Consider the following 25810-nt stretch of genomic DNA (forward strand, 5'->3'; position numbering starts at 1 on the left):
GAGGAAAGTGTCGTATGAGCCGAAGAAATTGCCGTCGTTTGGATCCTCGAGCCGACAGATTCGCCGCTCGTCGCTTGATGTTAGGAGAGTACAAGAAGATCTCAATTTCTACAGCTTAGACTATACCGAATCCCAACGGAAAGAGCGTATTCCCACTGCTATGGAGAAAGCGTAGTTGGGCTCGTCATTTCCTGGAGCAGCTGAGAGCAGACCAATTGCATCCGGGGAAAGTGAAACGGGCCCTTCCACAGGTTGCCCTTCAAGGTTGAACTGAGCCGGCCATCGCGATGGAGATAGCCAAACCACTCGCCATGCTGTGGGTCTGCAAAATGAGAGTAGGCCCAGTCATGGATCTGCTGATGCCACTGAGCATAGCGATCTTCGCCGGTAAGATAGTAAGCCAGTAGCGTTGCGATGATCGTTTCATTCTGCGGCCACCAGAACTTCATGTCGTGCCAGTACTCTTGTACAGGCCGATCATCGACACCGGTAAAGTAAAGGATACCACCATATTCTTCATCCCATCCGCGGTGCCACATCCAGTCGAGCATCTGGCAGCCAAGTTGGATCAGGTCTTGATCCTCTCGGTACTTTCCTTCCCAAAGAATGAACCAGGCACCTTCAATAGCGTGTCCCGGGTTGAGGGTGCGACCGTCAAAGTGATCCAGCACTTCACCGTCACTGCCAACCGTTTCCATCACGCAAGCGATTTCTGACTTCACATGGAACGTACGTATCGCATCGATACTTTGGTCGATGTAAAGGTCCGCGTCCTCGAGTCCAATGGAACCGCGGAGTTGTTGGGCCGTATTGATCGTGATCATGGGGACGCCGATTCCCCTCGTGGGACGCACGCTGGTAAACTTGGGCTCCGGATGGTGATTCACAAATCGCAGGAATAGCTCGTGTGCTTTCTCGGCATACTCTGCCTTGCCGGTAGCCTTCGCTAATTCCCCAAAAGCAATCGCGGCGAACGATTCGGAAAACGCGTAGCGACGCTTGCGAATAGGCTCCCCTTCCCTGGTGAGATGAAACCACATCCGGCCGTCGACCGGGTCAAACGCATGCTCAGAGATAAACTGAAGGCCCGTTTCCGCCAGACGCAACCACTCTTCACGGGGTTCGACTTCGTTGTACAACTCTCCCAACAGCCAAGTAAAACGAGCCTGTTGCCATACCCCTTTGTCGGTATCGACAATCGTCCCGTCGCGATCAAGCGAGGTGATGAAACCGCCGTACTGCTGATCAACACTATGTTTCAACCAGAATGGCAAAGTATCGTCCAAGAGACCGTTGCGGTACTGATCCAACAGAGCTGCTTTTCGGTCGCTATTCATGATTCGGCCTCTCCCTCCTCTGCCGATGCCAATGGCACATCATAGATCGTCAGTCCGGCGAGGTTTTGGACAGGACGCCCAGTCATCCAACTGGCCGCGTAACCCGTGAGGAAACAAACCCCGAGTCCGGCAGCAGGGAAGAAGTAGCCATGCATGCGTGAATACTTCCAGAGGCAGAACATCACGACGGCACCAACACACGCTCCACACATGGCACCAAACTGATTTGATCTTCTTGTGAAGGCCCCCAACAGAAAGAGGCCTCCCAGGATGCCCATGAAGATCCCCAGCACAACCACAAACGCATCAAACAGGGACCGAATCTCCGGATCGACAAACAATAGCCCGAGAAGTGTTCCAGCCAAACCAACCAGAAGCGTACAGGCTCTGGCCGCGATCAAATAACCTCGTTCCGAGGAACAGAACGCCATGGGTCGCAGGAAGTCGACCACGATCGTCGTGGCAGATGAGTTCATACTCGTCGAAACCGTCGATTGAGCCGCAGCGAAGACACCAGCCACAATCAGGCCTGCGAGGCCGGCGGGAATCTCCCGTGCGATGAACAACGGGAAAATCTGGTCGGTCGTGATATGTGGATCAAGTTTGCCAGGGTTGCTGTGGTAGAACGCGAACAATGCCGTGCCCAGACCGAAGAAGAGCAGCGTGGCTGGGATCGTTAGAATAGCACTCATCCAGATCGATCGCGCTGCAAGCTGCTGTGTCTCCGTCGTGACATATCGCTGTACAACGGCTTGATCCGCTGTGTATGAAGAAATGTTCTGGGCAATCGCCCCGATGACAATGACCCAGAATGCTGCCTGAGCATTGGTCACATCCCAGTGGGCGTTGACGATATTCAACTTTTCGGCAGAACTAGCAATGTCCCAGAATCCAGCCATTCCTCCATCAACACCTTGTATCAGCAGAAAGAGCGCCAACAAGGCGCCTCCTAACAAGACGAACGTTTGGATCGTATCGGTCCAGATGACTGCCTCAATGCCGCCGAGAGTGCAATAAGCAATACTCAAGAGCCCCATTAGTAGCACCGATTGAGCCGGGGTAAGCGGAGTGGCAACGGCCAGGGCCAAGGCCGTTAGCGACATGACGATGGCCATTCGAAACAGGTGGAACAAGACAAAGCTGGTGCTGGCAAACCGACGCGTCACGGAACCGAATCTTCGTTCCAAGTACTCATAGGCACTAGTCGCATCAATACGACGATAAAACGGTAGTGCAACGTAAACAGCCAAGATGGCGACCAATGGAATCGTGAAATTCCCTACTGCATAGACCCAGTCTTGGGCAAAGGCTTTACTCGGCAAGCCAGTGAACGTCAAGGAACTCAGCATCGTAGCGAAAATACTGCAACCGGCCGCCCACCATGGAATATGCTTTCCACCTCGAAAGTAGTCGTCAGTGTTCTTGTTCTTCTGCGTGAAGTAGACGCCAACCCCCACCATCGCCAGGAGGTATCCGAACAAGACAACATAATTCATGATGCCAAAGCTCTTCTCGGCCTCATGAACGTCCACTTTCCAGATATGCGGCGAGCGGACTCTCGGGCGTATCTCTCCGCTGGGGACAACCACCGAATCCCCCCAACGAACCGCTGTTGTCGTGACCAGGTTCTCAGGCATCTCTCCAGCTTGCGTCCAAGTATCGGTGATGGTGTGATAGGCGAAGATCTCCCGGGGAAATCCAGGATGGTCATCCTTCAACAGGTCCGCCTTTCCCCAGTTGCTTTCATCGGCTCCGCCAAGAACGAAGATGTGACTTTGCCCGATACCGATCGCCTCGCCTGCCATGATGACTCGCGGAGCATCACCACGCCTTCGCCAGGAGTTCGTCTCGGGAACCAATTGCCAGACGTCCTTTAGGAACTGGGTCTCCCCGGCCTCTTCTCTTCGGCCACCAATGACGTAGATAGCGTCGCGAAAGCCATCGTGTTGTACAGCGACTTGATGGAAAGCTCGCGTAGGCCCAGGCAGGCTGGCCAATTCCTTCCACTGAAAGTCGCGAGGCTCTCCCGGCTGAGACAGATCCAGCGTCCAGACTTTATTACCGGCCGAAGATAGTTCTGGAGCTGACTGTCCCCCAACCAAATAAACCGTGTTACCAAGCAAAACAGCCTGCGCATAAGCGATCGGCTCCGGCAAAGAAGCACATGGAGTCGTCTTTAAAAACTCGCCGTCCCAGCTCAAAAAGTAGGCATCGGAGAAAACTTTCTCAGCATCGCATCCGCCCAGGCAAAGCAATCCTTTGGGAGTCGAAACGCTGGCTCCATAGGCAACCGATCTCGGCAACTTGCCCACGGCTTGCCACTGATAGCCCTCGGTCTTTCTCTCCAGAAGATAGATCGTATCGACCCACTGTTTCTCTGACTCCCAAACGGGGAGCGGAAAGTTGGCCCCGCCAGCGACAATCAATGCTTCGTTGTCAACACCCGCAAAAGGCCCAGCGACACCCAACGAATTAGGAAGGTCTGGCAACTCGTGCCAATCCAACACTGTATCGGCCTGACAAGGGACAGCACCCAGGCAGGCCCAGCAAGGCACGATCAGCAGCAGACTAAGGTGAAGCAATCGAAAAAACATGAATAGCATTTCCGGGTGACGCGATGTCGAACGATCAGGATCGATCGCGGCTTGAGTCGGCCACCAAATTAGCCAAGCAGTCTACCGTTTGCAACTTCTGCTGAAGTTCCTCGGACTCTCGAGGAGTCAATTCGCGCTGAGGCAGTCGACATGTCCCGAAGTCGTGTCCCAGCATGCGAAGTAACTCCTTCATTGCCGAATGAAACGGATATTGCCCAAGTACGCGAATGAGCTCGATTGCCTCCATTTGTAGTGCCTGAGCATCCTCCATCCGATGCGACTGAAACGCGTCGATCATCTCCAAATAGGTCGGGGCGATCACATTGTACGTGCTCCCGATCGCTGCCTTGGCACCAGTCGCCAACGCTCCTAGCATCATCTCATCGGTTCCCCACACGACATCGTATCTGCCATCACTGATTTCCAGACACTGCTGATATTCGTGCAGCTTCGTATCGGTATACTTTAGCCCGAAAAGATTGGGAATAGCTTCACCGGCTGCCTGCATGAAGGAGACGATGTCCACCGACGAGCCGGTCAATACAGGAATGTGATAGTAGTAAAAAGGAAGACTCGAAGCAGCCGAAGCGATCGCCTTGATCGTTTCTAAGAGCGAGGCTTGATCGTTTGCTTTGAAGTAGGAGGGACAGGTCGCCGAAACGGCGTCGGCACCAATTTGCTGAGCATGGGCAGCCAAGAGCCTTGCTTCTGCAATACTGTTATGCCCTACCTGAACAAAGACCGGTATGCGTCCATCCGCTGCTTGCACGTAAGCTTCGGCCACCTCGCAGCGTTCCATAGTGGTAAGAGAAACGCCTTCGCCGGTGCTACCGCAGACATACAAACCGCGGTTGCCGGCCTCGATCAGGTGTTCAACCATCGGGCCAACTCTTTCCAATGCGAGCGACCCGTCGGCGCTGAATGGGGTATAAGTCGCGGCAACGAGACCGCTTAGTTTATGCGTACTCAAGGTTCGTTCCTAACGGTTAACGACTTCGTTATTGTTTTTCTGAAATACAGCTTCGTCGGTTGAGAACGGCGACGCTGGAAAACCATCGCGGTTGTATAGATTCACCGGCGTATCGGGATAGGCAATCCATGCATAGCGAGCGAACTTCGGCTGGGGTACCTTCGTGCTTGTGATTCGAACACGATTCCCTTCCACGGTTGCCGTAGCTGGAAAGTAATGCCGATCGGCTCCGGCGATTTCAAAGTGGCGAAGTGATTTCTGGTCGTAAGAAACAAGCCCATCGCCCACGTGCTGGAATGCCAACCAGATAGATTCATCATCGATCTTCATTGATTTCAGAAGTGGGCCGGTCGTTTCTGATACTGATGGGTCTCGATAGACATCGCCCAATGCAATTCTAGCGAGTCTTTGGCCAACAACTTTCTTGTCACGCGGGTGGACATCGTTCCGATCCCCAGTGTCGATCGTAATCGCCATCCCGACGTTGACCATCTCCTCGGCAATACGACGTTGCCCCTCACGAAACACGGGCCAGTCTGGACGCTCGATCGCTGGGAGCTGGACGAACAGAAAAGGGAGGTCATGGCGTCCCCATTGGTCACGCCAGTCTTGGATTAAGATCGGAAGAAGTGATCGATGTTGAACCGCCCGGTCATGAGTCTCGGCATTCGATTCTCCTTGATACCAGAGGACACCACGAATCGCAAAGGGAAGCATTGGCTGGACGGCGGCTTCCCAGAGGAAGCCCGGCTTGAAGGGATGATTCGGCCCCAACTCGTCACCAGGCAGGGCAATACCTGACTGCATTGCCGGCAAGAGGTTCTCCCAACCGCGGCGTCGACAAAAATCACTGAGCAAGGAGTTCTCCAGCCAGTTCCCATCGACGAGAGCGTGAAACCTGGGATCTTCCGCAAGACGATTGCGTCGAATCCAAGCACTGGCCGGCGAACCACCTGAGCCAACATTGATAAGCCCGATGGGAACATCCAGTTGCCGATGGATTTCCCGACCGAAGTACCAAGCTACTGCAGAGAAGTCTTTCGCTTCAATAGGCGAGGCTACCGCCCAGCGACCCTGCTTGTAGTCCTCTGGACAAAGGCGGGCAAGTTCTTTCTCGCCGTTGGTCCCTGGGACCCCGGGGGCTCCCCCTATTAAGTTGAGCAACCGAATCGTGGGTATATCTGCCGCAGCGATCTCTTCTACTCCATGGTTGGTGGCATGAAGCGGCCAAGCCATATTCGACTGCCCAGCACAAAACCAAACGTCACCAACAAGAATGTCCTCGAAACGGATCGTCTTGTCGTCCGTACTAATGACCAACTGAATCGGCTGAGCGTTCGCCTCGCGTGCTGAGAATTGAACCTTCCAGTTGCCGTCCCTATCAGCCATTGTTTCGAGAGATGCCCCATCGAGTGTCACCACAACCTTCGTTTCCGATTTCGCCCAGCCCCAAACAGGCAGAGGCTGCTCTCTTTGCAGAACCATGTGACTGCCGAAGACCTTCGGAAGCTGTAAAACCTTCTTGGTGTCATTCTTTTCTCGATGATCAGACTGGCGAAGGATGATGTCCTTCACTGGTATTCGCTGGAAGACAAGTTTCGACGTGCTCCCTTCGTAAAGGATGCCGACCGTATCTCGGTCGATCATGGTCATGCATGAGTAGCCTGCCCCGAGCCCTTCATCTAGTAGGAGACGTTTATCTTGTGGCCAGTTTTTGCCGTTATCGCTGGACGCTTTGATCGTGATATTCTCACGACCCCCTAGACTGTCAGGGTTCGAGAAGAGCAACCATCCACCCAGTTCTTCGCCCAGTTCCTGGTCGACATTGATAAGGCTCGCCATGCAGGCACCTGGTTCAATCAAAAGCTTCTTCGAGCTGGCATGCTCTTGCCATGTAGCTCCGAGGTCGTCCGATATCATCACGACGCGTGCCCGCGATTTGTTGTAACGACAATTCAGCATCAAGACGCCGGGGCGAACCTCGACAACCTGAGCCTCGGTCGTTTCTGGATGTGCCCCTGCTCCAACTTCCCAGGACTTCCCATGATCTTGGGAATAGACGATCGTCGAGTGTGGAACGCCGTCTTTATCTCGATATTGCGCCGCAAAGACGAGCGTACCATCCTCCATGCAGATGCCCTTACCGGGACCATTAAAGAGGAGGTTCCACTCAGAGTTCTTGATTTGCTCGGTAATACGGATCGGCTCGGACCAACTTAGGCCGTCATCGTCGGAGCGGACGAGGACAAACTGACCAGTTTTCTCTGGCGACATGCCTTGGTCTGAACCGTGCCATGCCCGATTGCCATGACTCCATAAGGCAGCCACCCAGATCGAGCCGGTTTGCTTGTCGACCATAACTGCCGGATCACCAATACCATCGTATCTCCATTTAGGATCGTCACCCATGTTCATGACGATCTTCATCGGCTCCCAGCTACGCCCGCCGTCTGTGCTACGTGACATGCCGACATCGATATCGCCTGGCAAGTCACCACCATTGCGATAGCGCACGTCATACACTGCGATCAGCGTGCCCGCCTTGGTAGTTGCCAGGCCGGGGATACGATAGGTGTTGACTCCATCGTCTCCTGCGCGACGTAGTGCGTGGCCGATTCGTACCGGAGAAGACTCCTCCATGGCAACCGGTCTATGTTGCTTTCCAGAAATCGTAACTTCCGGGCAGCTCACCCTGAGTGTCTGGGAGACATCGGCCGATTCCTTCAACTTCACCGACACAAGGAAGTGATTCTCTCCACGGTTAAGCGGAGCATGTCCCTGAAGCTTCATCTCACTGGAGGCCGCCGTTGAACTGCCAAAGAGCGTGAGATCCGCATGGTCCTTCAAATCGACAATATTGAACCATGCTGGTCGCGGGGATGCACTTGCGATGACCTCTACCTTGTCGATGGCGCTAAGATCAATGGAACCACTCAAAGCGACTTCCACCGCTTCGAGCATCAAGCCACCCTCGTTTCCCTGGACGTTTACCGTTACATCAAAGACCGGATTCCACTCGTTCCGCAGCAGCAATGGCACCGTTCGTTGTCTGGCGGTAATACTCTCAACGCGCTTCGGCATGCTCGGTTCGATGACAAGATCATCGATCATGACCCCTGAGCTAGAAGGCGTGGTACTACGAAAACGAATCTGCTTCGGCAATTTATCCGGAAGAGGGATCGAAACGTGATTCTTAAATCCTCCGACCGGTGCGTTGCCCGGGGCGTTGTAGGCAGTCTGCCAGTGACCATCCACCAACAAATCGACTTGAAAAGCAAATGGACTACGAGCAGTCCAGCGTTCAAACCAAAATTCAAGTCTGTCTGCTCGACCTGGGAATGAATTGGGAGTCCAGATGACTTCACGTTCTGTCCCACCAAGCAGCCGTAGTGACGCCTTCCCACTTCGACGATGCGCCGTATGAACTACGACTTGATTTGCTTCTGCGTTCCAAGTGCCAGAGTCATCGCTACCTTCGGCAAGTGGACCAGGAGTAAGCGACTCAAATCCTGCTTTTAGGGTCAAAGGATGGCCCGTCGTCGCTTCCTGGGCAATTGCGGTCGTGACTGACCAGCAAATCAACGCAAACAGAGCGAGTAGCACGATCGAGCATTTGCTTGAAGTGGATCGTTTCATTGGGCAAGGCACTACTTTAAGGAGGGATCGATGGCAAACATCGCTTAGCGTCGTCGCCGGGCAGTAAGATCGAAATCAAAGCGATTCGTTTGTGGATTCACTTCCGCTCTTAGCTGTGACTGGGCATTGTAACGGGAAGGGATCACAACTCCGGAATTGCTCCCTGGGTCGTCTGTCGGAACGGACTCTCCTTCGGTTTCATCTTCAGCTTCGCCAGTCCAGACAATTGTTACCCGATGCTGGCCAGCGACAGCCCCCTTCTTCTGATCCATATACTGCAGGACATACTCGCCACTTTGATTGGTGACACCGGACGACCGGCGTCCTTCCATGGGCTCGAAGTTGACTCGCAATCCGGCGATGGGTGTTCCATCGAGCGTGACCTTTCCGGTGACAGGAATCAGGTCGGGATAACCTTGGTTTGAACCACAGCCTGCTGTCGCGACCAACGAAAGCAGGACAATCGAGATACCCAAACATAAACGCATCTCAGGCTCCTTTCTATTGTGTTGTCGGTTGAATAGCAGCAGGCGATCTTAAAAGTCGCCAACGACATTGCCATCGCTGCGTTGACCAAGATTTGAGTAGGTGGCCATATCGATCGTCTCGGCGATATAACGAGTCGATCCATCGCAGAGGGCGAAGATGGCACCCCCTGGGTGACGGCTTGTGAAGACCCGCTCTTCGCGCCATCCATCCGAGCCTCCATCTTCATTGATGGCAAAGTCCACCACACCCACCGTTCCAAAGACGGCAGCAACGGAGCACGCGGCGCACTTATCCAAACGAGGCCCCATCCAGACGGCCTTCGCGTTGCCATGTAACTGACTCTTTTCTCCAAACGAAAGCGTATTGCTCGTTCCGTCGGTAATATCCGCGAAGCTGATCTTGCTATTGGGTCCAAAGACGCCATCAGGCTTGAATTTCAGATTGTCGTCATCAGAGCGGCCGTAAAACGGATTGGACGAAGCAGCTACCGCTGGCGAGTGAAAGGTACCAGCTACCAGGACATCAAACCGCCCCATAACCCCGCTGTAATTCGATGCCCCTAAGGCATAGCTGCCGGAAGTGACGGGACTGGGCGGATTGTCCGAAGGACAGATAAAAGCATCTAATCTGGTATCGCTTAAGTCGGTCGGAACGCTGCCATAGCTCACGATGCCTGGGTTTATTTGATCGAACAGGGCACTTTGCTCGATGTACGGAAGTACGAACGTTCCCCAGCCGAACGACGGAGAACCGAGCGTTGACGCTCCGCGGCCCGAGGCCAAGTAAATCCAACCAGGAGGAAAGGACCCCAGCGTGTCATGATAATTGTGCAACGACAGACTGAGCTGCTTTAGGTTGTTCGTGCATTGCATTCGGCGAGCTGCCTCGCGAGCTTGTTGTACAGCTGGCAGTAACAATGCAATCAACACGCCGATGATCGCGATGACCACCAGCAACTCGACCAGCGTGAAACCACGTCGATTTGCCATGAATTCGACCCCCAATGAAAAGACTTACAAAAATGAAGCTTCAAATAAGATAGAAGCGAAGTCGATTCCACGTTGTCGAAAAATAGCATTCCGATGTGCGCAAATGGCAGCCGGGCTATTTCTGGATCTACGGGCGAAAGCAAAGCACCGGCAATCGCACGCGTGAATGCGCAAAGTCAATTACCAATCAAACCGAAACCAGCAGCCAGCAATATTAGAGTGTAGGTGATCAGACAACTAACGCACTGCTAATTCCTGCGAGGTCATCTTCGCTCGCACTGAGAAGCAATCACCGATCGTAGTTTCCTTGGGTCGGCCAAATCAGAACGCTACTAAGCTCCGGCAGAGAAGGACGGATCGGATCACGCCTTCTACCTCCTGATCAGTGTTAATACGAGAATCAAACTGCGGTTTATGCACCAAAAGTAGTCAACCTAGTCCTGGTCGTTAAAAATAGGAAACTGGGGTTTCCCAAGCAAAGTACATGAGCTTTAATGCTTGCGTAGTTGTGTTCATACACGGAGGTTAGCATGCCGCAGTTCTTTCGCGACTTAGTACTCTTCTTCGCAGTTTTTGCCATCTTTGGTGTCTTCCAGATCGCCCGTGCTGAAGAGCAGCCGTCGACGCCCCCAGCGTCCCCGATGGAGATCCCCCCGGCGGAAAACAACAAATTATCCGTCGAGGAAGTACGCGCTATCCTCAACAGTATTGATCCCTACCTGCCAGGCAAAGAGATTTCAGGTGAGATCGATCTGTTTGGTTCGACGACGATGGACGCTCTCGTGCACGGCTGGGCTACTGGATTCACAAAGTTCCATCCCGAAGCAAACATCGTTATCTCAGCTGAAGGCTCCGAAACGGTCTTCGATCGATTGTCAAAGAATCCAACAAGTATTGGCATGCTTTCGCGTCCAGTCACGCCTCAGGATCTGGATAAGTTGAAGTCGATGGGGCTGAAACGCCCTGTAGCGATTTACGTTGCTCGAGATGCTATGGGCGTTTACGTCCACAAAAGCAACCCACTCGAGTCGATAACCTATCCACAGCTTGTTTCCCTATTCTGTCGGGGAGATGCATCCAACGAGCCGACTTGGAGCACGGTTGCCGTGGAGGGAGATTTGGCAGACAAGCCCGTTCAGATCATCGGTCGAGACAAAAATAGTGGCACTCAAAGGTATATCGAAGACTTTCTTTTTCACACCCACAACATGCGGAAGCACGCCCAGAATGTTGGGGCGAACGCCGAAGTTATTTCTGCAATTGCAGAGAACCCCCAGGGCATTGGCATTGCGGACTTAAAACATACCAATCCATCGGTGAAGCGATTAGGACTTGAAGACAAGCACGTAATACATGACGGAGATGAACACGAAGTTCTCCTTGGCCAGTATCCCATGATTCGTCCCTTAACCCTTGTCATGGACCTTGGCCAAAACAAAGACAAGGTAGCTGCCAATAAGGAATTCATTCGTTATGCCTTAGCACAAACGGGACAGACCCAGGATATCTTGGCTGGTTTTTTCCCATTTGATCCTCCGACGCTACGCAACGAATTATCAAAACTTATCGAAGAGGATTCGCCTCCGGTAACGGATGCCGAATTGAAAAAGGCGGAATAAGACCAATTGAATGATGGGCCATGAGATTTAAGCGTCAAGGAAGCGAATTAATGAATGCCTCTATCCGGAAATACCCGATTTACGCTGCATCGTTGCTGAGCACATTGACAGTCGCCTTCATCGCCAGTGAAGCGAACGCTCAGACGAGCTGGGGAGTTCAGCCGGTCCAAACGACTTACGCCAACCCTTCCGATTCATGGTACAGCATGAACTGGGTGGGAAGCTCCAGCGTACGCAAACGCTGGCGCCTGGGAATCGAAGGTGAAAACTCCGTCACAGGCGTAGTGGTTCGACAAGTCGAATCGGGTTCGGCGGCGGCTCGCATTAACATCGTTCCGGGCGATATTATTGTTTGTGTCGCTGGCGATCAAGTTGGCAACGTAGGCAATCAAATCTTCGATCTCCAGGAGGAACTGAATCAACACGCAGATCGATTCGGGCGTGTTCAGATGTTGATCTACTACCAGAGAATTGGGCAACTAAGGTCTCTGAATGTACAACTCCAGGATCACCCTGCAGGTCTTACCGGCACTCTGGCGGTAGAAAGTGGAAGATTGCCTGCGGATGCCGTCGTCACGATTCGCTTGGAGAACGTAAGTCGACCATTCTACGTCGTCCGCAATGGCGAGTATTCATTCCGGGCATCTGGTTATGGTATTGGGGATATTCCCTTCCAATTGAATTACGATCCGGCCTACATTTCAAACAACGATACTTACCGATTACGGGCATGGATCACTTCGGGTGGGCGAACGATCTACGATACCGTCCAACCTCCTCTCGTGCTGACGCGCGGCAATCCCACAACGACCCGTTTATTGCTGCGTCCAGTGGCAACGCAATACACGCAGGCCAACACCGGTTCTGTCGTTACGGTCGGGTATAACTCAGTTGACGCGAATCAACAAGCTATCGTGAATGCTTACCAGCGTTACCTCGGACGCATGCCGAACTCCATGGAAATCGCGGCGTGGTACCAGACTGGTCAGATCCTCAACGATCGTATGCGACGTCTTTCCCTTGAGTTGATGGCCACCGATGAATACTACAACCGGTCCGGCGGCAACAATGTGCTTTGGGTAAATCGCGTCTTCACCGAGATTATTGGGCACCCACCGACTACTACGGAAACTGATCTCTGGCTTCAACGCTTTGCTGAACTGCGTTATTCCAGAATGGAACTGCTCAATCAACTCAATATGCAGGCACGGCGATAGCGACTGAATCCCGTTGAACAGCGTTTTGCTTACCTTCTTCAGGTGAGCATCACTAGCAGCTTGCCAGTCAAGACAAGCCGTTGGATACCAAGATTCTCGCTGGGGAACACACTGAAACGCTTAGGCAAGAATCTCGTGAACGACCTTACCACCTTCGGGCCCGGTTAGGCGATGCTCTCTTCCTTCATGGAAAAAGGTCAATTCATTGTGACGCAGTCCAAGTGCGTGCAGAATGGTTGCGTGTAGATCCCGAAAATGGACTTTCCCTTCCACCGCGCGCGAGCCGGTCTCGTCGGTCTTGCCGTGCGTGTAGCCGGCCTTCACTCCGCCGCCAGCCATCCAAAATGTGAAGCCGCGGTAGTTATGACCAGTTTCGTCCTTGCCGTTGTCAGGCGTCAGACCTGGACGGCCGAACTCGCCGCCCCAGACAACAAGCGTATCTTCCAAAAGGCCACGCATCTCGAGGTCATCCAGCAGCGCGGCAATCGGCGCATCGGTGACTTCGCAGTTCGCTTCCAGGTCACGTCGATGATTCTTATGTTGGTCCCAGCTTCCGTGATTGACCTCGATAAAACGAACTCCGGCTTCCGCAAAACGTCGAGCCAACAGACACTGCCGACCAAAATCGGAAGGCTTACAGGTTCCTACCGAAAGCGATTTACCAACACGATATCGCTTTAGTGTTTCTTCCGATTCGGTACTCGTGTCAAGTAATTCGGGTGCGGCGGTCTGCATGCGATAGGCGAGTTCCATCGACTCAATCACACCTTCCAACTTCCCAGCCTCGGGGTTCTGCTGAAGGTGCTGCCGGTTGAGCGTTTGGATGAAATCCAACTGCTGACGCTTGGCCGTTTTCGAAAGATGATCGCCTCGAATGTTATCGATCGTCGCCTTCGACATATTCTCACCGTTGGTCCCGATCGGCGTTCCCTCGTAAACAGGCGGCAGGAATGCGCTCGAATAGACCGAGGGCTTCGAGGTATTGAGACTGATAAAGCCGGGCAGGTTTTGATTCTCGGTCCCTAGCCCGTAATTGATCCATGCTCCCATGCTGGGGCGCTGTCGGAGTCGCTCCCCGGTGTGGAGTTGCAAGAACGATTGTGCATGGTTACCAGTATCGGCATGCATACCATTGATGATGCAAAGCTTATCGGCATGTCGCGACGTCTCTGGTAACAGATCCGAAATCCACTGCCCACTCTCACCCCGTCGACGAAATTGATAGACCGAGCCGGGATGCTTCTTCTGGCCTGTCTGCGGCTTGTAGTCGAACAAATCCAATTGCGCAGGGCCACCGCTCATACACAAAAAGATAACCCGCCTTGCTCGTGGTCGCACCGGCGGCACTTTCGGGTCCAATGAGGCTGACGATTCTGCCTGGATCGACTGCTGGCAAAGGGCCGAAAGCGCCAAGTACCCGAACCCACATGATGCTGCCTGCAGTAGGTTTCTTCGAGATGTGATCATGGGAGACCTCGTTGTTGGTTGGGTACGATCTATGGTCGCTTGTTAGGGTTAATCGACATAGCGGAATTCATTAGCCGCAAAAAGGGCTTGGCAGAAGACAGCCCATGGAAGCATCTTCTCGCTTTGGGAAGCACCGGAACTTTCACTCTCTAATCGATCCAGCAGCGTCACCGCCTCGATTAACTCTGTCTGGGTGGGATCTCGCTGCAATGCCCGACGGAAGGCCTGTGTGATCTTCTCTTCAGTCGTCGCTTTGGGATCTGCAGTTATCTTCGATGCCAGATTCTCTGCCTGCTCGATTACAAAGGGACTGTTCAGCAGGAATAATGACTGCGCCGGCAGTACGGTTTGACTCCGCTTGCCGGTGACCTTGATTCCGTCAGGTAGATCGAAGGCCGCTAACTCGGCAGGCGGCGCATTTCGCATGTAGCAAAGATAGATACTGCGATGCTTGCTTGGTCGATGCAAAGTCGATGCCTCGTACGGCGGCTGATTGATCAACGCATCAATCTCTTGAATGGGACTTCCATTGGCAGGCTTCAGATCCAATGTACCGCTAGCCAACAGAATCGAGTCTCGCAACTGTTCAGCACTCAGACGCCGCTTTCGATGCCGTGTTATCAATCGGTTCTCAGGATCTTGTTGGGCGATCTGAGGATCATAGTCGCTCGACAACTGATAGGTTCGACTCAGCACGATCGAGCGAATTAGTGCCTTGATCGACCCACCTTGGTCAATGAAATCTTGCGCCAGCCAATCGAGCAGTTCCGGATGGGTTGGTCGCGCACCATACACACCGAAGTCATCAGGCGTCGCGACAAGTCCTTCCCCCATTAACTTTAGCCAGACGCGATTCGCCATCACACGCCAGGTCTGTGGTTGCCCTGGATCGGTTAGCCAAGCGGCAAGCTCTCGACGTCCACTGACGGAATCGGGGATTTTCAGTTCCGGCACAATGGGTGAAGCCTCTGCGTCCTGAACAACCTTCCAACATGCGGTCAGCGTGCCGCGTGGCACCTCAGCGCCCAACTTTGCACTGGTACCGTTGATGTGCACCTTACAGTCGGCTGGCTTCTTCGCCTCGCGAACACCCATTGCCACGCCTAACTGGGTTACACCTTTGGGGCGGTCAGAGGCTACATGCAAAGCAACCACGTCTGTATCGGAAAGTGGTTTCGAGAATAGATTGAAGTGCGCCAGATGTCCCGTAAGGGGTGCAAATCCTTCGCTTCTTCCCCCCAAGCTAAAGCGTGATTCCTTGCCAAAGGTCGGCTCAAGCTTGCCATCGATTTCTGGCTTTTGGACCCCATTTAGATACACACGGACCTGGTTCCCTTTACGGACCATCACAACGTGATTCCAGGTTCCCGGTGCAATAACGGTGCTGCCTGCCAGGGAAGCCTTCTTCTTATTGCCATTGAAAACGAACAGCCGCCCGGTTCGCTTCGCATCATGCGTCCCGCCGATTCCTAGATGGTCACCAGGAATTTCCTTATTGCCGAGTTCACCCCGAGTAAACAGATAGGCCGTGATCGGCCGAGCATTGTTTTTCATGTCGTTCTTAAACCAGAACGAAACGGTGTAGTCCGCTGTTAGATCGTTAGCGCTGCCCTGCAGGAAAGACTCTTTTAACTGCGCGAACTCTGCCTCAGAGTACTTCGGCGAGCCAACTTCCTTCCAGCCTTCGGGCAATTGATCGAGTGCGACGCTTAGTTGCGGCTTCAACTGCTGGACCTGACTAAAGTAACCATCCGGCAAGGCAAGGGAGGCTTTCATCTGATCTAGCTTGTTGCCATCGTCCGGAAGTTCCGTTCGCAAGACATGCAGTTCAGTCGGAGGAGCGGTAAGTTTTTCGTTGCCAGCAGCGCCGTAAAGTGTCTCGCTGCTCTTAAAGATACCTGCCAGGGCGTAATAGTCGCGTGTAGGAATAGGGTCGTGCTTATGATCATGGCAGCGAGCACAAGCGACGCTGAGCCCCATGACAGCGGTGCTTACTGTGTTGATCTGATCATCAACGATATCCATGGGAAAATCTTTGTTCATCGCAGACGCTGGTTTCGAGCCAATTGCCAAAAATCCAGTCGCAACCAGCAATCTATTTCGCTCCTCGGCAGTTGCCGCCGGTAGCAAGTCGCCCGCAATCTGTTCGGTTAGAAACCGGTCGTAAGGAATATCTCGATTCATGGCGTCAATGACATAGTCACGATAACGCCAGGCATGTGGAAACGTAGCGTTGCGGGACAAGCCGTCGTTTCCGTTCGACTCACCGTACCGGGCAACATCCAGCCAGTGTCTTCCCCAGTGCTCGCCAAACTGAGGTCGCGAAAGCAACTCGTCTACGAGAGCTTCGGTAGCCTGCTGACGATCCTTCCTCGCGGCTTGCACGAACGAATCAATCTCTTCCAGCGAAGGGGGAAGGCCGATCAGGTCGTAGAACAAACGTCGGGCCAGAGCCGAAATTTCGACATCCTCGGTGGGCTTAGCCCCTGCCTGCTCGATCTTGTGCAGCACGAACTGGTCGATCGGTCCTTGGGGCCAGTCCTTTTGACTGACACTTGGCGGCGGCGTCACATGCCGTGGATGAAAAGACCATAGCTCCTGTGGTGTCCAGCTTTCTTTTGGCCCTGATTTGGTAGCAGTTTGCGTTCGCGGATCCCAAGCACCACGTTGGATCCACTGCGAGACCACATGGATATCCGATTCCGACAGAGGCTTTTCTGGCGGCATCTCGAATGACTCGTAATGCAGCGCATCCATCAGCAAGCTCTTCTCAGGCTCGCCAGGGACGACCGCTGGGCCAGACTCCCCCCCCTTCAAGATCCCTGCTCGACTATCGAGGAGAAGCTTTCCGCCAATCTCCTTGGATTTCTCGGAGTGGCACTCGTAACACTGAGTGACCAGGATCGGACGGACCTTCTCTTCAAAGAAAGCACGTTCTTCGGTTGGGATCTGCTCTTGTCCGAACGCTATCGAGCCGATCGCGTTAGCGATCAGTAGAGCAAATAGCAGTGAAGGAATCCGGTGCGTCATGTCCGGGTCCTGATTCAGGCGGGAAGTGAAGAACGAGAGATCGTAGGCAGGTTGAGCTGATTGTCACCCTGAGGGCAATGTCGTGCAACGTTTCTTTCCCATGTTCCCACGATTTTTCCTGACAAAGTGCTCCTGACGACAATGTTAGGTATTCTGGGGAGATATTTCATGACATCACACGCCCCCCATCCGCATCAATTGCCCCTTCGTTTCGGCCATTCTTACTTGGCCGATAGCCTATCCTGAGAACGTCAGGTGGCAACTCAAATTTGATTCCACCTAAATCGCATGCTTTATCTAGCCAATATTTAGGGGCCCGGCAAACGATGTCGTCTGAATTCGCCGGTCACGATTCCCTCGTGAAAAAGAAATCTCAAAATCGATGAATATTTCGTGCAAAAACTCACACTGGCCGGGAAAGTGATTATTGGAAGCTTGGATTCGACGATCCCTGGAATGAAAACCTAGAATCAGACGCTAACGCCCCAAGCTTTCCCCAGAATCGTTTCCACCGGAGTTGTTGCATGTCCACTGCCGACGTCGCCCGCGCTCTTTCGCTGGTCCAGCCGAAGCTGCGGGCGTACATTCGATCGCTTGTCTACAACCCATCCGATGTTGATGACATCTTGCAGAATGTGGCAGTCGCCGCGATTGAAAACGCCGACAAGTGTGATCCCAATCGGTCGATTGATGCCTGGGTCTTCGGTATCGCAAAGAACAAGGTGTTGAAATATCTCGAGCGTTCGAAGCGGCAGAAACTGACTTTCTCAACGGAAGTCGTCGAGGCGTTAACCGAGTCTGCCAGCAACGAGGACAACCAAGCCGAACTCTTGGAAAGCCTTCAAAGTTGTCTTGATAAGCTCGATAACGACAAACGCGATATGTTAGTTCGCCGCCACCGATCAGGCGTTACGGCTCGGGAGATAGCCCGCGAGTTTGGTTACTCCGATTCAAAGATCAGTCGCATGCTGAATGGGCTCTATGCTTCGCTGATGAAGTGCATGCAACGTCAACTTGCATGGGAGGGATGATTTCATCCAGCCAGTTATGGATCCAACAAAAGACAACTCGCGACTACTGACACTTTGCGGAAAGCTACGTGATGAAACGATCACCGTAGATGAGTTCCAAGAGCTCGAACACATGCTGCTGGAACAGCCTGGGGCGTTAGAGTTCTACCGCCAGTTTTCCTATGTCTGCTCAGGCTTAGAGCAAGTATCGCAGTTGGAACAAGAGCAAGTCGAAGAGGACGTTTCCACAGCGATTTCAGGTCAATTGCCCCCGCTTCCGCAGAAAAGTCCAGAAGTAGTCTCCTCCCGCAAACCAATCCCTAACAACCAGAGTCATTCGCTGCGGCTGAGTGCCGCACTAGTAGCGCTGGCGGCCAGCATTTTGATCGTGGCGTTCGTCTTTCAGAAACCGAAGCAGGACACTCGACCTCAACTGGCAATGCTGGCCGAATCGCAGCAAGCGGTCTGGACGGGAGATCGCCCACTGAAGCTAGGCGACTCACTTGCCACTGGGAACTACTCTCTGGCTAGCGGAGCAGCGCGGCTCAAGTTTTCTAACAATGCAGAGATCATCGTCCAGGCCCCCAGCATCTTTTCCATCGAGGACGCCAAACGGGTCATCATGCAAAGTGGCTCAATGACCTTGTTTGCCCCAGAAACGGCACGCTCATTCCAGATCGATACTCCCTACGGATCCGTAATCGATCGCGGTACGCGGATCGGAGTATTTGCCGATGCAGAAGAGGGGCTAGAAGTACACGTGTTCGAGGGCAAAGCGGATGCAGTGCTACCGGATGCTGACGAAACCATTTCTCTTTCAGCTGGCGAGGCAGTGGTTTCTAAATCGGATCGTGAACCGGTGAAACGCATCCCAGCTAAACAAGAGTATTTTGTCCGATCCCTGGAAGACGTTCGCAACCTGCCGATTGTTTCAGGGGATGTTGAACTCCTGGTCTCGCCTCCCCGATCGGTACGCCGTGTTCGTAGTGATATCCTGGATCTCGGCCGAGCAAGCCTCTTTGAGGAGAAGACGGATGTCGTCCTTGATGAAGAGCTGCCAGTCCTTCTATCCCATCCCGGCAAAGCTGAGGATCTGCTAGGCAGCGACGGCCGCCTACTTCCTGGTACCAAGGCCGATAGCTTCATGTTGCACTTCGTTGTTCCATGGGATATTCGCCATGACAACGATTACCTGACGGCTACCGGCAGTATTACCTTCAATCGACCGGTATTGGGAGTGGTAGCCAACAATCCGGCTCGGTTGCGTGAATGGTTTGGCCATCCTTCGACCGACTACCCTGGCGATCGCTGGACCGGGCTGGAACAGCCCCCCACGACTCCTGAAGACCCAGGCGATTGGCTTGAGTTGAGCGAAGACCGCAAAACGCTTCACTTTCAATTGTCGATCCACGGTAAAGGAGAGATGCCAGATGCACCCGTCTCTGAGTTGGATGTTGTTGATCAGTTGAGGATTCTGGTCGAATCTCGCGAATAACAAGAAAAAGCGTGCAAGAAAGTGGCCTCGGAGGGAAGTAGGGATAGCCGAAGGTAATTCGGCGACATACCTAATAACCTTTTCCTCCGTCTCCAAAGGCCCCACCATGATCAGGGCTTTGCCCCTTTTGCTCTTTGCCGTAAGTATCGCTAGTGCCAGTACATGTGTGGCAGCCGAGCGTCCCAATGTACTATTCATTGCGATCGATGATCTCAAGCCAACGCTCGGGTGCTATGGTGATTCAATTGCCATCACGCCAGCAATTGACCAGCTTGCTTCCCAGGGAACTGTTTTTGCCAACAGCCATTGCCAGTGGCCCGTATGTGGTCCGAGCCGGGCGAGTTTGATGAGTTCCCTCCGCCCAGAATCCAACGGAGTGATGAACCTCAGCACGGACATTCGACAGAAGAACCGCGATCTCGTCACGCTGCCGCAGTACTTCAAACAGCATGGTTACACGACCGCTGGTGTTGGCAAGATCTACGATCCGCGTTGTGTCGATAACAAGCAGGCCCAGGATGCTCCTTCGTGGTCGGTCCCCTATACCAGGCTTCCCTATGCCAAGATTGAATTCGGCAAGGTTGACGATGCCTATCTTGCCCCTGATGTCGACGGCGCGGTTCTGACCGATGGTCATATCGCCAGGCTCGGCATCGAACTTCTACGAGACCTTCACGGTAAGAAGCAACCGTTTTTCATAGCGATTGGCTTTAAGAAACCGCATCTTCCGTTTGTGGCCCCGAAAAAGTATTGGGACATGTACGACCCCAGTCAGTTTCGCCTGGCAAAGCATCAAGGGGGAATCCAAAACGACGCCGAGTACTCCCTGCACGATAGCTCTGAAATACGCGGCTATCGAGGCATAGCCGACAAGGGACCACTTCCTGAACAGACTCAGCGCAAGGCAATTCACGGCTACTACGCGTGCACGTCCTATGTCGATAGTTTGGTCGGTGACTTACTCGCCGAGCTAAAGTCGCTCGGTCTCGACGACAACACGATTGTTGTTTTATGGGGAGACCATGGCTTTCACCTGGGCGATCACGGAATGTGGGGCAAGCACAGTACGCTTGAGAACGCTACACGCAGCCCACTAATCATTCGCCCCGTGGGAGGTAGCAAGGTCTCGCTGACGAATGCTCCAGTCGAGTTTACCGACATCTACCCTACGCTCTGCGAACTGGCCCAGTTGCCGAGCCCCTCGCACATCGAAGGAAGAAGCATCGGCCCGATTCTCAGCGGCCAGTCGGCCCACGTTCGCCAAGGCGCTCTGACCGTTTTCAAGAGTCGAGGCTCGATCGGCTATTCCTATCGAACCGAGCGGTATCGCTATACCGAATGGGTCAACAAACGCGGCAAGTCGGTTGCCTTCGAGCTATATGACTATCAGACCGACCCACTGGAAACTTCCAACCTGGCAGGCGACGCCAAGTATGCGACCATCCGCGCCGATCTTGCCGCCGCCCTCAGACGCGAAAGTCAGGGCTGCGAACGTCTGCTCATCCAATCGAAATAGACCTTCCCGACGCCCCGAGATATCTCCATGCGATCTTCAATACTGCTAGTTTGCTTCCTCTTCGTGCTGAGTGAATCCACGGAGGTTGTGCAAGGCGCTAATACGAAACGCCCCAATATCATTTTCATCATTGCCGACGATATGCATCGGCATATGTTCAATTGCCTACCGGAAGGAAAGGGCCGCAACCTGACGCCGAATCTTGACCGACTAGCATCGGAAGGGACGCTGCTGATGGGGCAGCACGTTGCATCGCCTGTATGTACACCTAGCCGCTATAGCTGTTTGACGGGGCTGTATGCCAGTCGTAGCCGCTGCGAACGCTTCATCCGAAATACACGTCGTGAGGGTCAGACCGTTGTTCAATGGAACGCGCATATTACTGATGAAGTGACACTACCTCAGCTATTGCATCAAGCAGGCTATGTGACTGGCTTTGTCGGTAAGAATCATGTTATTGAGGCGGATGTTGAAAAGGTCTCGTATAAGGCCGATCCAACTCAAGCAATTGTTGCTGCAAAACTACAAAAGCGTCAGACAGTTGTCGAAGCAGCAATTCACGGCGTTGGCTTCGATTACGTTGCCAGCGTCTACCACGAGAACCCCGATGGCAATGGCCCGCGAGAACTGGGTGTTCACAACTTAGACTGGACGACCGATGGTGCTCTCAAATTCATCGATGCCAATCATGAGAAGCCTTTTTTTCTGTACTATGCAACGACCACACCCCATGGCCCCGGGGAGAAAGATCGATCGTGGAATGCCGACCCAACAGCTACCCCAACGGGCTATCTTGAGCAGCCGCTCGATGTGCTTCCTCCGCGAGAAACCATCCCCCAGCGGCTAAAGGAAGCGGGCTTGCCGACAGACCCCCAACGCTGCAACCTGCTATGGATGGACGATTCCATCGGGGCGATCCTGGCGAAGCTTGAACAGAAGCAGATCGACGACAACACAATCATCCTCTTCTTCAACGACCACGGCCAGTCCGCCAAAGGGACTCTCTACCAAGGTGGTGTAACCAACCCCAGCGTCATTTGGCGGAAAGGTGGTTTTCCCTGCGGCGCGGTCAACCAGGCACTGCTGTCTAACATCGACTTTGCACCAACACTACTGGACATAGCAGACGTATCGTACAACGTCGACCAATTTGATGGCCGTAGTTTTCAACCAATCCTGAGTGGTCAAACTGAGACCATTCACGATTCTCTCTACTTCGAGATGGGCTACTCCCGAGCCGTTCTCAAAGACGGCTGGAAATACTTAGCCTTGCGGTATCCGAAGAGTGCAGAGTCGATGGCGATCTCCCAACGGCAGGAGATCCTCGACCAGTTCAACTCCAAGCAGAAACTGCGAGGAAGACCAATCCACAACACGGATCCTCAAAACCCTTTCAGTCACGTTTCCCTGATTCCCGGAGGCGGAGATGCAGAAGCGGTCTCTACCGGCAAACGACCTGGGTACTACGATCGAGATCAGTTGTATCAACTCGGCAGTGATCCCCAAGAGAACAACAATCTTGCGAACGATCCCAAACACACCGCCAAGTTGACAAAACTGAAACAGGAACTCCGGCAGTTTCTCAAAGAATTGCCGGGCAATTTCGCCGAATTGAAAACCAATGCCTCGTCAAACTAGAAAGTCCTTCATGATTGCTCCACTTTGCCGAGGCATTACCTGTTTTGTCCTTGTACTTGGATTCCTGAGCTATCCCTCACTTGGCCATTCAGCGGAGAAGCAGAGGCCTAATATCGTCCTATTCTTCCTCGACGACTTCGGCGCCCGCGACCTATCGTGTTACGGCAGTTCATTCTACGAGACTCCCAACATGGATCGGTTGGCTGCCGAGGGAATGCGGTTTACCAATGCGTATTCCGCCTACCCGCGTTGTGTGCCATCGCGACAAGGCTTGCTTTCCGGCAAGATTCCTGCACGGGTCGAGAACGATTCCAAAGACACGACACACGCCCTTCCCTTAGCCGAATTCACCTTTGGCGAAGCGTTGCAGGAGGCCGGCTATCAAACGTGCTACATCGGCAAGTGGCATCTTGGCAAAGAAGGAGGTGATCCGGGTGTCCAAGGTTTCGATACGGTGATTCACTCGGGTTCCGCAGGTGCCCCGCAGAGCTACTTCTACCCGTTCCCCATGGAACATGGCGAAGCAATCGTTAATCCAGTCGATGGGCAAGACGGAGACTATCTCACCGATCGCCTGACGGACAAAGCGGTTGAGTACATCGAAGACCGCGCAGGTAAGCCATTCCTACTGGTCATGGCACACTACGCGGTACATACGCCTTTCGAAGCCTCGGACAATCTCAAGCGAAAGTATCGGCAGAAGCTTCGCGAAGCAGGTCTGCCGCAAGGAGGTGGCAAGGACGATTCCGACTTCGTGCGGGATCGCCAAGGTCTTACCAAGACAGTACAGAACAACCCCATCTATGCTGCCATGATCGAAGCGGCGGACAATAGCCTGGGCCGAATTCAGAAAGCACTCGAAGACGCTGAAGTTGATAACAACACAATCATAATTCTGAATTCCGATCATGGAGGCCTATCGACTCGTGGACTGGAAAACGGTCGACCGGTGGCTACCTCCAACCTTCCTTATCGTCAAGGAAAGGGATCGATCTTCGATGGCGGAACACGTGTACCCATGATCGTCAAATGGTCAGGCCGCGTTACGCCTGGGACGACTTCCGCCGTGCAAGTAACAGGAACGGATCATTACCCGAGCATGCTACAAATGGCCGGGGCATCGCTTCGTCCTCAGCAGCATGTTGATGGCCAGAGTTACTTGCCAGCCTTGGACGGAGACTCCTATCAGCGGGCTCCCATGTTTTGGTACAAGTGGCAAGCTCGCCCGGACAGCACCGGCGACACGCGCGCCATTTCCTATATCGATGGAAATTACAAAGTCGTCCTGTGGCTTGATGAGGAACTCGTCGAACTATTCGACCTCCATCAAGATCCTGGGGAACGTTACAACCTTGCTGATGCCTATCCGGGAAAGACTGCGGCCTTATTGAAGGCCCTTCTGAAGACGGAAGAGAGCGTCGGAAACCTGAGAGAAAAAGGACGCAAGGCACTCGAGCGACGTCTGGAACGGAAGCAAAAGCCCTTCCCGAAATCAAAGTAGGATGTCCGATAGCTTCGAAACGACTTCCGTCTTCTTCGCCCATCGCTTGAGTTGTTCTGCCAACCTGATATCAGGATGGCAACCAAAATAAATTGAAAATATCTCGACGAATTCCTGCAATTTCGACAGTAGCTGGGGAAGTACTCGTATCAGGCACAGTTAATCGAGGCGCGTCATCAGCCTCTCATTATTCCTCATCAGGTATCGGTTCAATTATCGAAAGCGTTCCGTAGTCAAGCAGCCGCGTGATGCTGTTCTGCGATTCCTCTTCCAACGCTTAGCGAACCTTCCTGGTTACCTCGGAGACCCTAGTATGCACTCAAAGCGAGTTGGTTTTACCCTTGTCGAACTGTTGGTTGTCATCGCTATCATCGGCGTCTTGATCGCCTTGCTTTTGCCAGCTGTTCAGGCAGCGCGCGAAGCCGCACGACGTACCCAATGCACCAACCAGCTAAAACAGATTGGCCTTGGTCTGCACAACTATCACGATACCTTCCAAACGCTTCCGCCTGGCATGGTCAACAATCGCCGAACCGCCTGGGCCGCATTGATGCTACCTTACGTTGAACAGAATGCCCTTCATGAATCGCTCGGCATTACCCAAGGTGCCCAAATGCAGACCGATGGCAACAATCAGGTCGAGCAACAAATCGTCGTAGAAGTCTACCGTTGCCCGTCCGACACTGCCCCAGATATCAACACGTCGCGTGCCAATAAGGCGTCGGCAAACTACGTGGGAAATTTCGGTGCTGTCGAGACGGAACCCAATCCTGATGCCAGCAATCGGATGCAGGTCAAAGTGAACAGTGGTGATGGCAAGATTGACGGAGTTATTCCCCCTGGCATTTTTGGTATTAACAGCCGTACCAAGTTCCGCGACATCACCGACGGCATGTCCAACACGATCGGCGTCGGCGAACGGGCTTGGTCAATGAATAACGTCAACTACGATTGCCTAGCCGCTGTCTGGAGCAGTGCCTCGGGCAGCAAGTTCAACTCGGGCAACAACGCGTCGATGATGGCCTCGATCCTGGCCATCGGCGGCCCTGGCATCAACCAAACCGATGCAAACCATGGCTGTAAAGTCGGATTCGGAAGTCGACACCCAGGCGGATCTCAGTTCATGTTTATGGACGCCAGCATTCACTTTCTCAGCGAAACGATCGAATACAACAACAACCCGGCCGTAAACAGCACGCTTGAGTACTTGCTGAACAAGTCGGATGGCCAAGTGGTTGGTGATTACTGATCGTGAACAAGTATTTCCAACGCTCGAAGAAAAAAGACCGCATCACTAAGATG

16 protein-coding genes are annotated in these 25810 nt (G+C 53.3%); 8 read left to right on the plus strand and 8 right to left on the minus strand.

Annotated features, from left to right (window positions below; genetic code table 11):
• Window positions 1-158 precede the first annotated feature (158 nt).
• From PSR63_RS07625 to PSR63_RS07650, 6 genes are read right to left on the minus strand one after another with little or no spacing between them, the layout of a single operon-like run.
• Window positions 159-1337 carry an AGE family epimerase/isomerase gene (locus PSR63_RS07625; RefSeq protein ID WP_274332117.1) on the minus strand — a complete coding sequence of 393 codons (1179 nt, stop codon included), beginning with the start codon at window positions 1335-1337 and terminating at the stop codon, window positions 159-161.
• On the minus strand, window positions 1334-3931 hold the full coding sequence (locus tag PSR63_RS07630; protein WP_274332118.1) for a sodium:solute symporter family transporter: 2598 nt from the start codon (window positions 3929-3931) through the stop codon (window positions 1334-1336). The genes PSR63_RS07625 and PSR63_RS07630 overlap by 4 nt, the downstream gene beginning before the upstream one ends.
• 34 nt (window positions 3932-3965) lie before the next feature.
• A complete protein-coding gene (locus PSR63_RS07635; RefSeq protein WP_274332120.1) occupies window positions 3966-4901 on the minus strand; it encodes a dihydrodipicolinate synthase family protein in 936 nt (311 codons plus the stop codon).
• Between the two features lie 9 nt (window positions 4902-4910).
• Window positions 4911-8537: an exo-alpha-sialidase gene (locus PSR63_RS07640; RefSeq protein WP_274332122.1), complete on the minus strand. Its 3627-nt coding sequence runs from the start codon at window positions 8535-8537 to the stop codon at window positions 4911-4913.
• Window positions 8538-8581: 44 nt separating this feature from the next.
• Complete coding sequence (locus tag PSR63_RS07645) at window positions 8582-9025, minus strand: hypothetical protein (RefSeq protein ID WP_274332124.1); 444 nt, start codon at window positions 9023-9025, stop codon at window positions 8582-8584.
• A 48-nt stretch (window positions 9026-9073) separates the two neighbouring features.
• Entirely contained in the window at window positions 9074-10015 is a 942-nt protein-coding gene (locus PSR63_RS07650; RefSeq protein ID WP_274332126.1) for a DUF1559 domain-containing protein, read from the minus strand.
• 530 nt (window positions 10016-10545) lie between these two features.
• On the opposite strand from PSR63_RS07650, the gene PSR63_RS07655 reads away from it, so the two are divergent.
• On the plus strand, window positions 10546-11634 hold the full coding sequence (locus PSR63_RS07655) for a substrate-binding domain-containing protein (protein ID WP_274332128.1): 1089 nt from the start codon (window positions 10546-10548) through the stop codon (window positions 11632-11634).
• 50 nt (window positions 11635-11684) lie between these two features.
• Window positions 11685-12851 (plus strand): YbaY family lipoprotein, encoded by a 1167-nt coding sequence (locus PSR63_RS07660; protein WP_274332130.1) that lies wholly within the window; start codon window positions 11685-11687, stop codon window positions 12849-12851.
• A 120-nt stretch (window positions 12852-12971) separates the two neighbouring features.
• Here the strand turns inward: PSR63_RS07660 and PSR63_RS07665 are convergent, their stop codons facing one another.
• Window positions 12972-14318, minus strand: coding sequence for a DUF1501 domain-containing protein (locus PSR63_RS07665; protein WP_274332132.1), 1347 nt, complete (start codon window positions 14316-14318; stop codon window positions 12972-12974).
• Between the two features lie 48 nt (window positions 14319-14366).
• The gene (locus tag PSR63_RS07670; protein WP_274332133.1) at window positions 14367-17348 is read right to left on the minus strand and encodes a DUF1553 domain-containing protein; all 2982 of its coding nucleotides are present in this window, start codon (window positions 17346-17348) and stop codon (window positions 14367-14369) included.
• 524 nt (window positions 17349-17872) lie between these two features.
• On the opposite strand from PSR63_RS07670, the gene PSR63_RS07675 reads away from it, so the two are divergent.
• The 6 genes from PSR63_RS07675 to PSR63_RS07700 all read left to right on the plus strand — a co-directional run bounded on the left by PSR63_RS07675 (window position 17873) and on the right by PSR63_RS07700 (window position 25757).
• Entirely contained in the window at window positions 17873-18379 is a 507-nt protein-coding gene (locus PSR63_RS07675; protein ID WP_274332135.1) for a sigma-70 family RNA polymerase sigma factor, read from the plus strand.
• 16 nt (window positions 18380-18395) lie between these two features.
• Complete coding sequence (locus tag PSR63_RS07680) at window positions 18396-19853, plus strand: FecR domain-containing protein (protein WP_274332137.1); 1458 nt, start codon at window positions 18396-18398, stop codon at window positions 19851-19853.
• Window positions 19854-19959: 106 nt separating this feature from the next.
• A complete protein-coding gene (locus PSR63_RS07685; RefSeq protein WP_274332139.1) occupies window positions 19960-21369 on the plus strand; it encodes a sulfatase in 1410 nt (469 codons plus the stop codon).
• A gap of 27 nt (window positions 21370-21396) precedes the next feature.
• The gene (locus PSR63_RS07690) at window positions 21397-23007 is read left to right on the plus strand and encodes a sulfatase family protein (RefSeq protein WP_274332141.1); all 1611 of its coding nucleotides are present in this window, start codon (window positions 21397-21399) and stop codon (window positions 23005-23007) included.
• 10 nt (window positions 23008-23017) lie between these two features.
• Window positions 23018-24508, plus strand: coding sequence for a sulfatase (locus PSR63_RS07695; protein WP_274332142.1), 1491 nt, complete (start codon window positions 23018-23020; stop codon window positions 24506-24508).
• Between the two features lie 313 nt (window positions 24509-24821).
• Window positions 24822-25757, plus strand: a complete 936-nt coding sequence (locus PSR63_RS07700) for a DUF1559 domain-containing protein (protein ID WP_274332143.1) — start codon at window positions 24822-24824, stop codon at window positions 25755-25757.
• Window positions 25758-25810 lie beyond the last annotated feature (53 nt).

The sequence above is a fragment of the Bremerella sp. P1 genome, from assembly GCF_028748185.1.
GTDB lineage: Bacteria > Planctomycetota > Planctomycetia > Pirellulales > Pirellulaceae > Bremerella.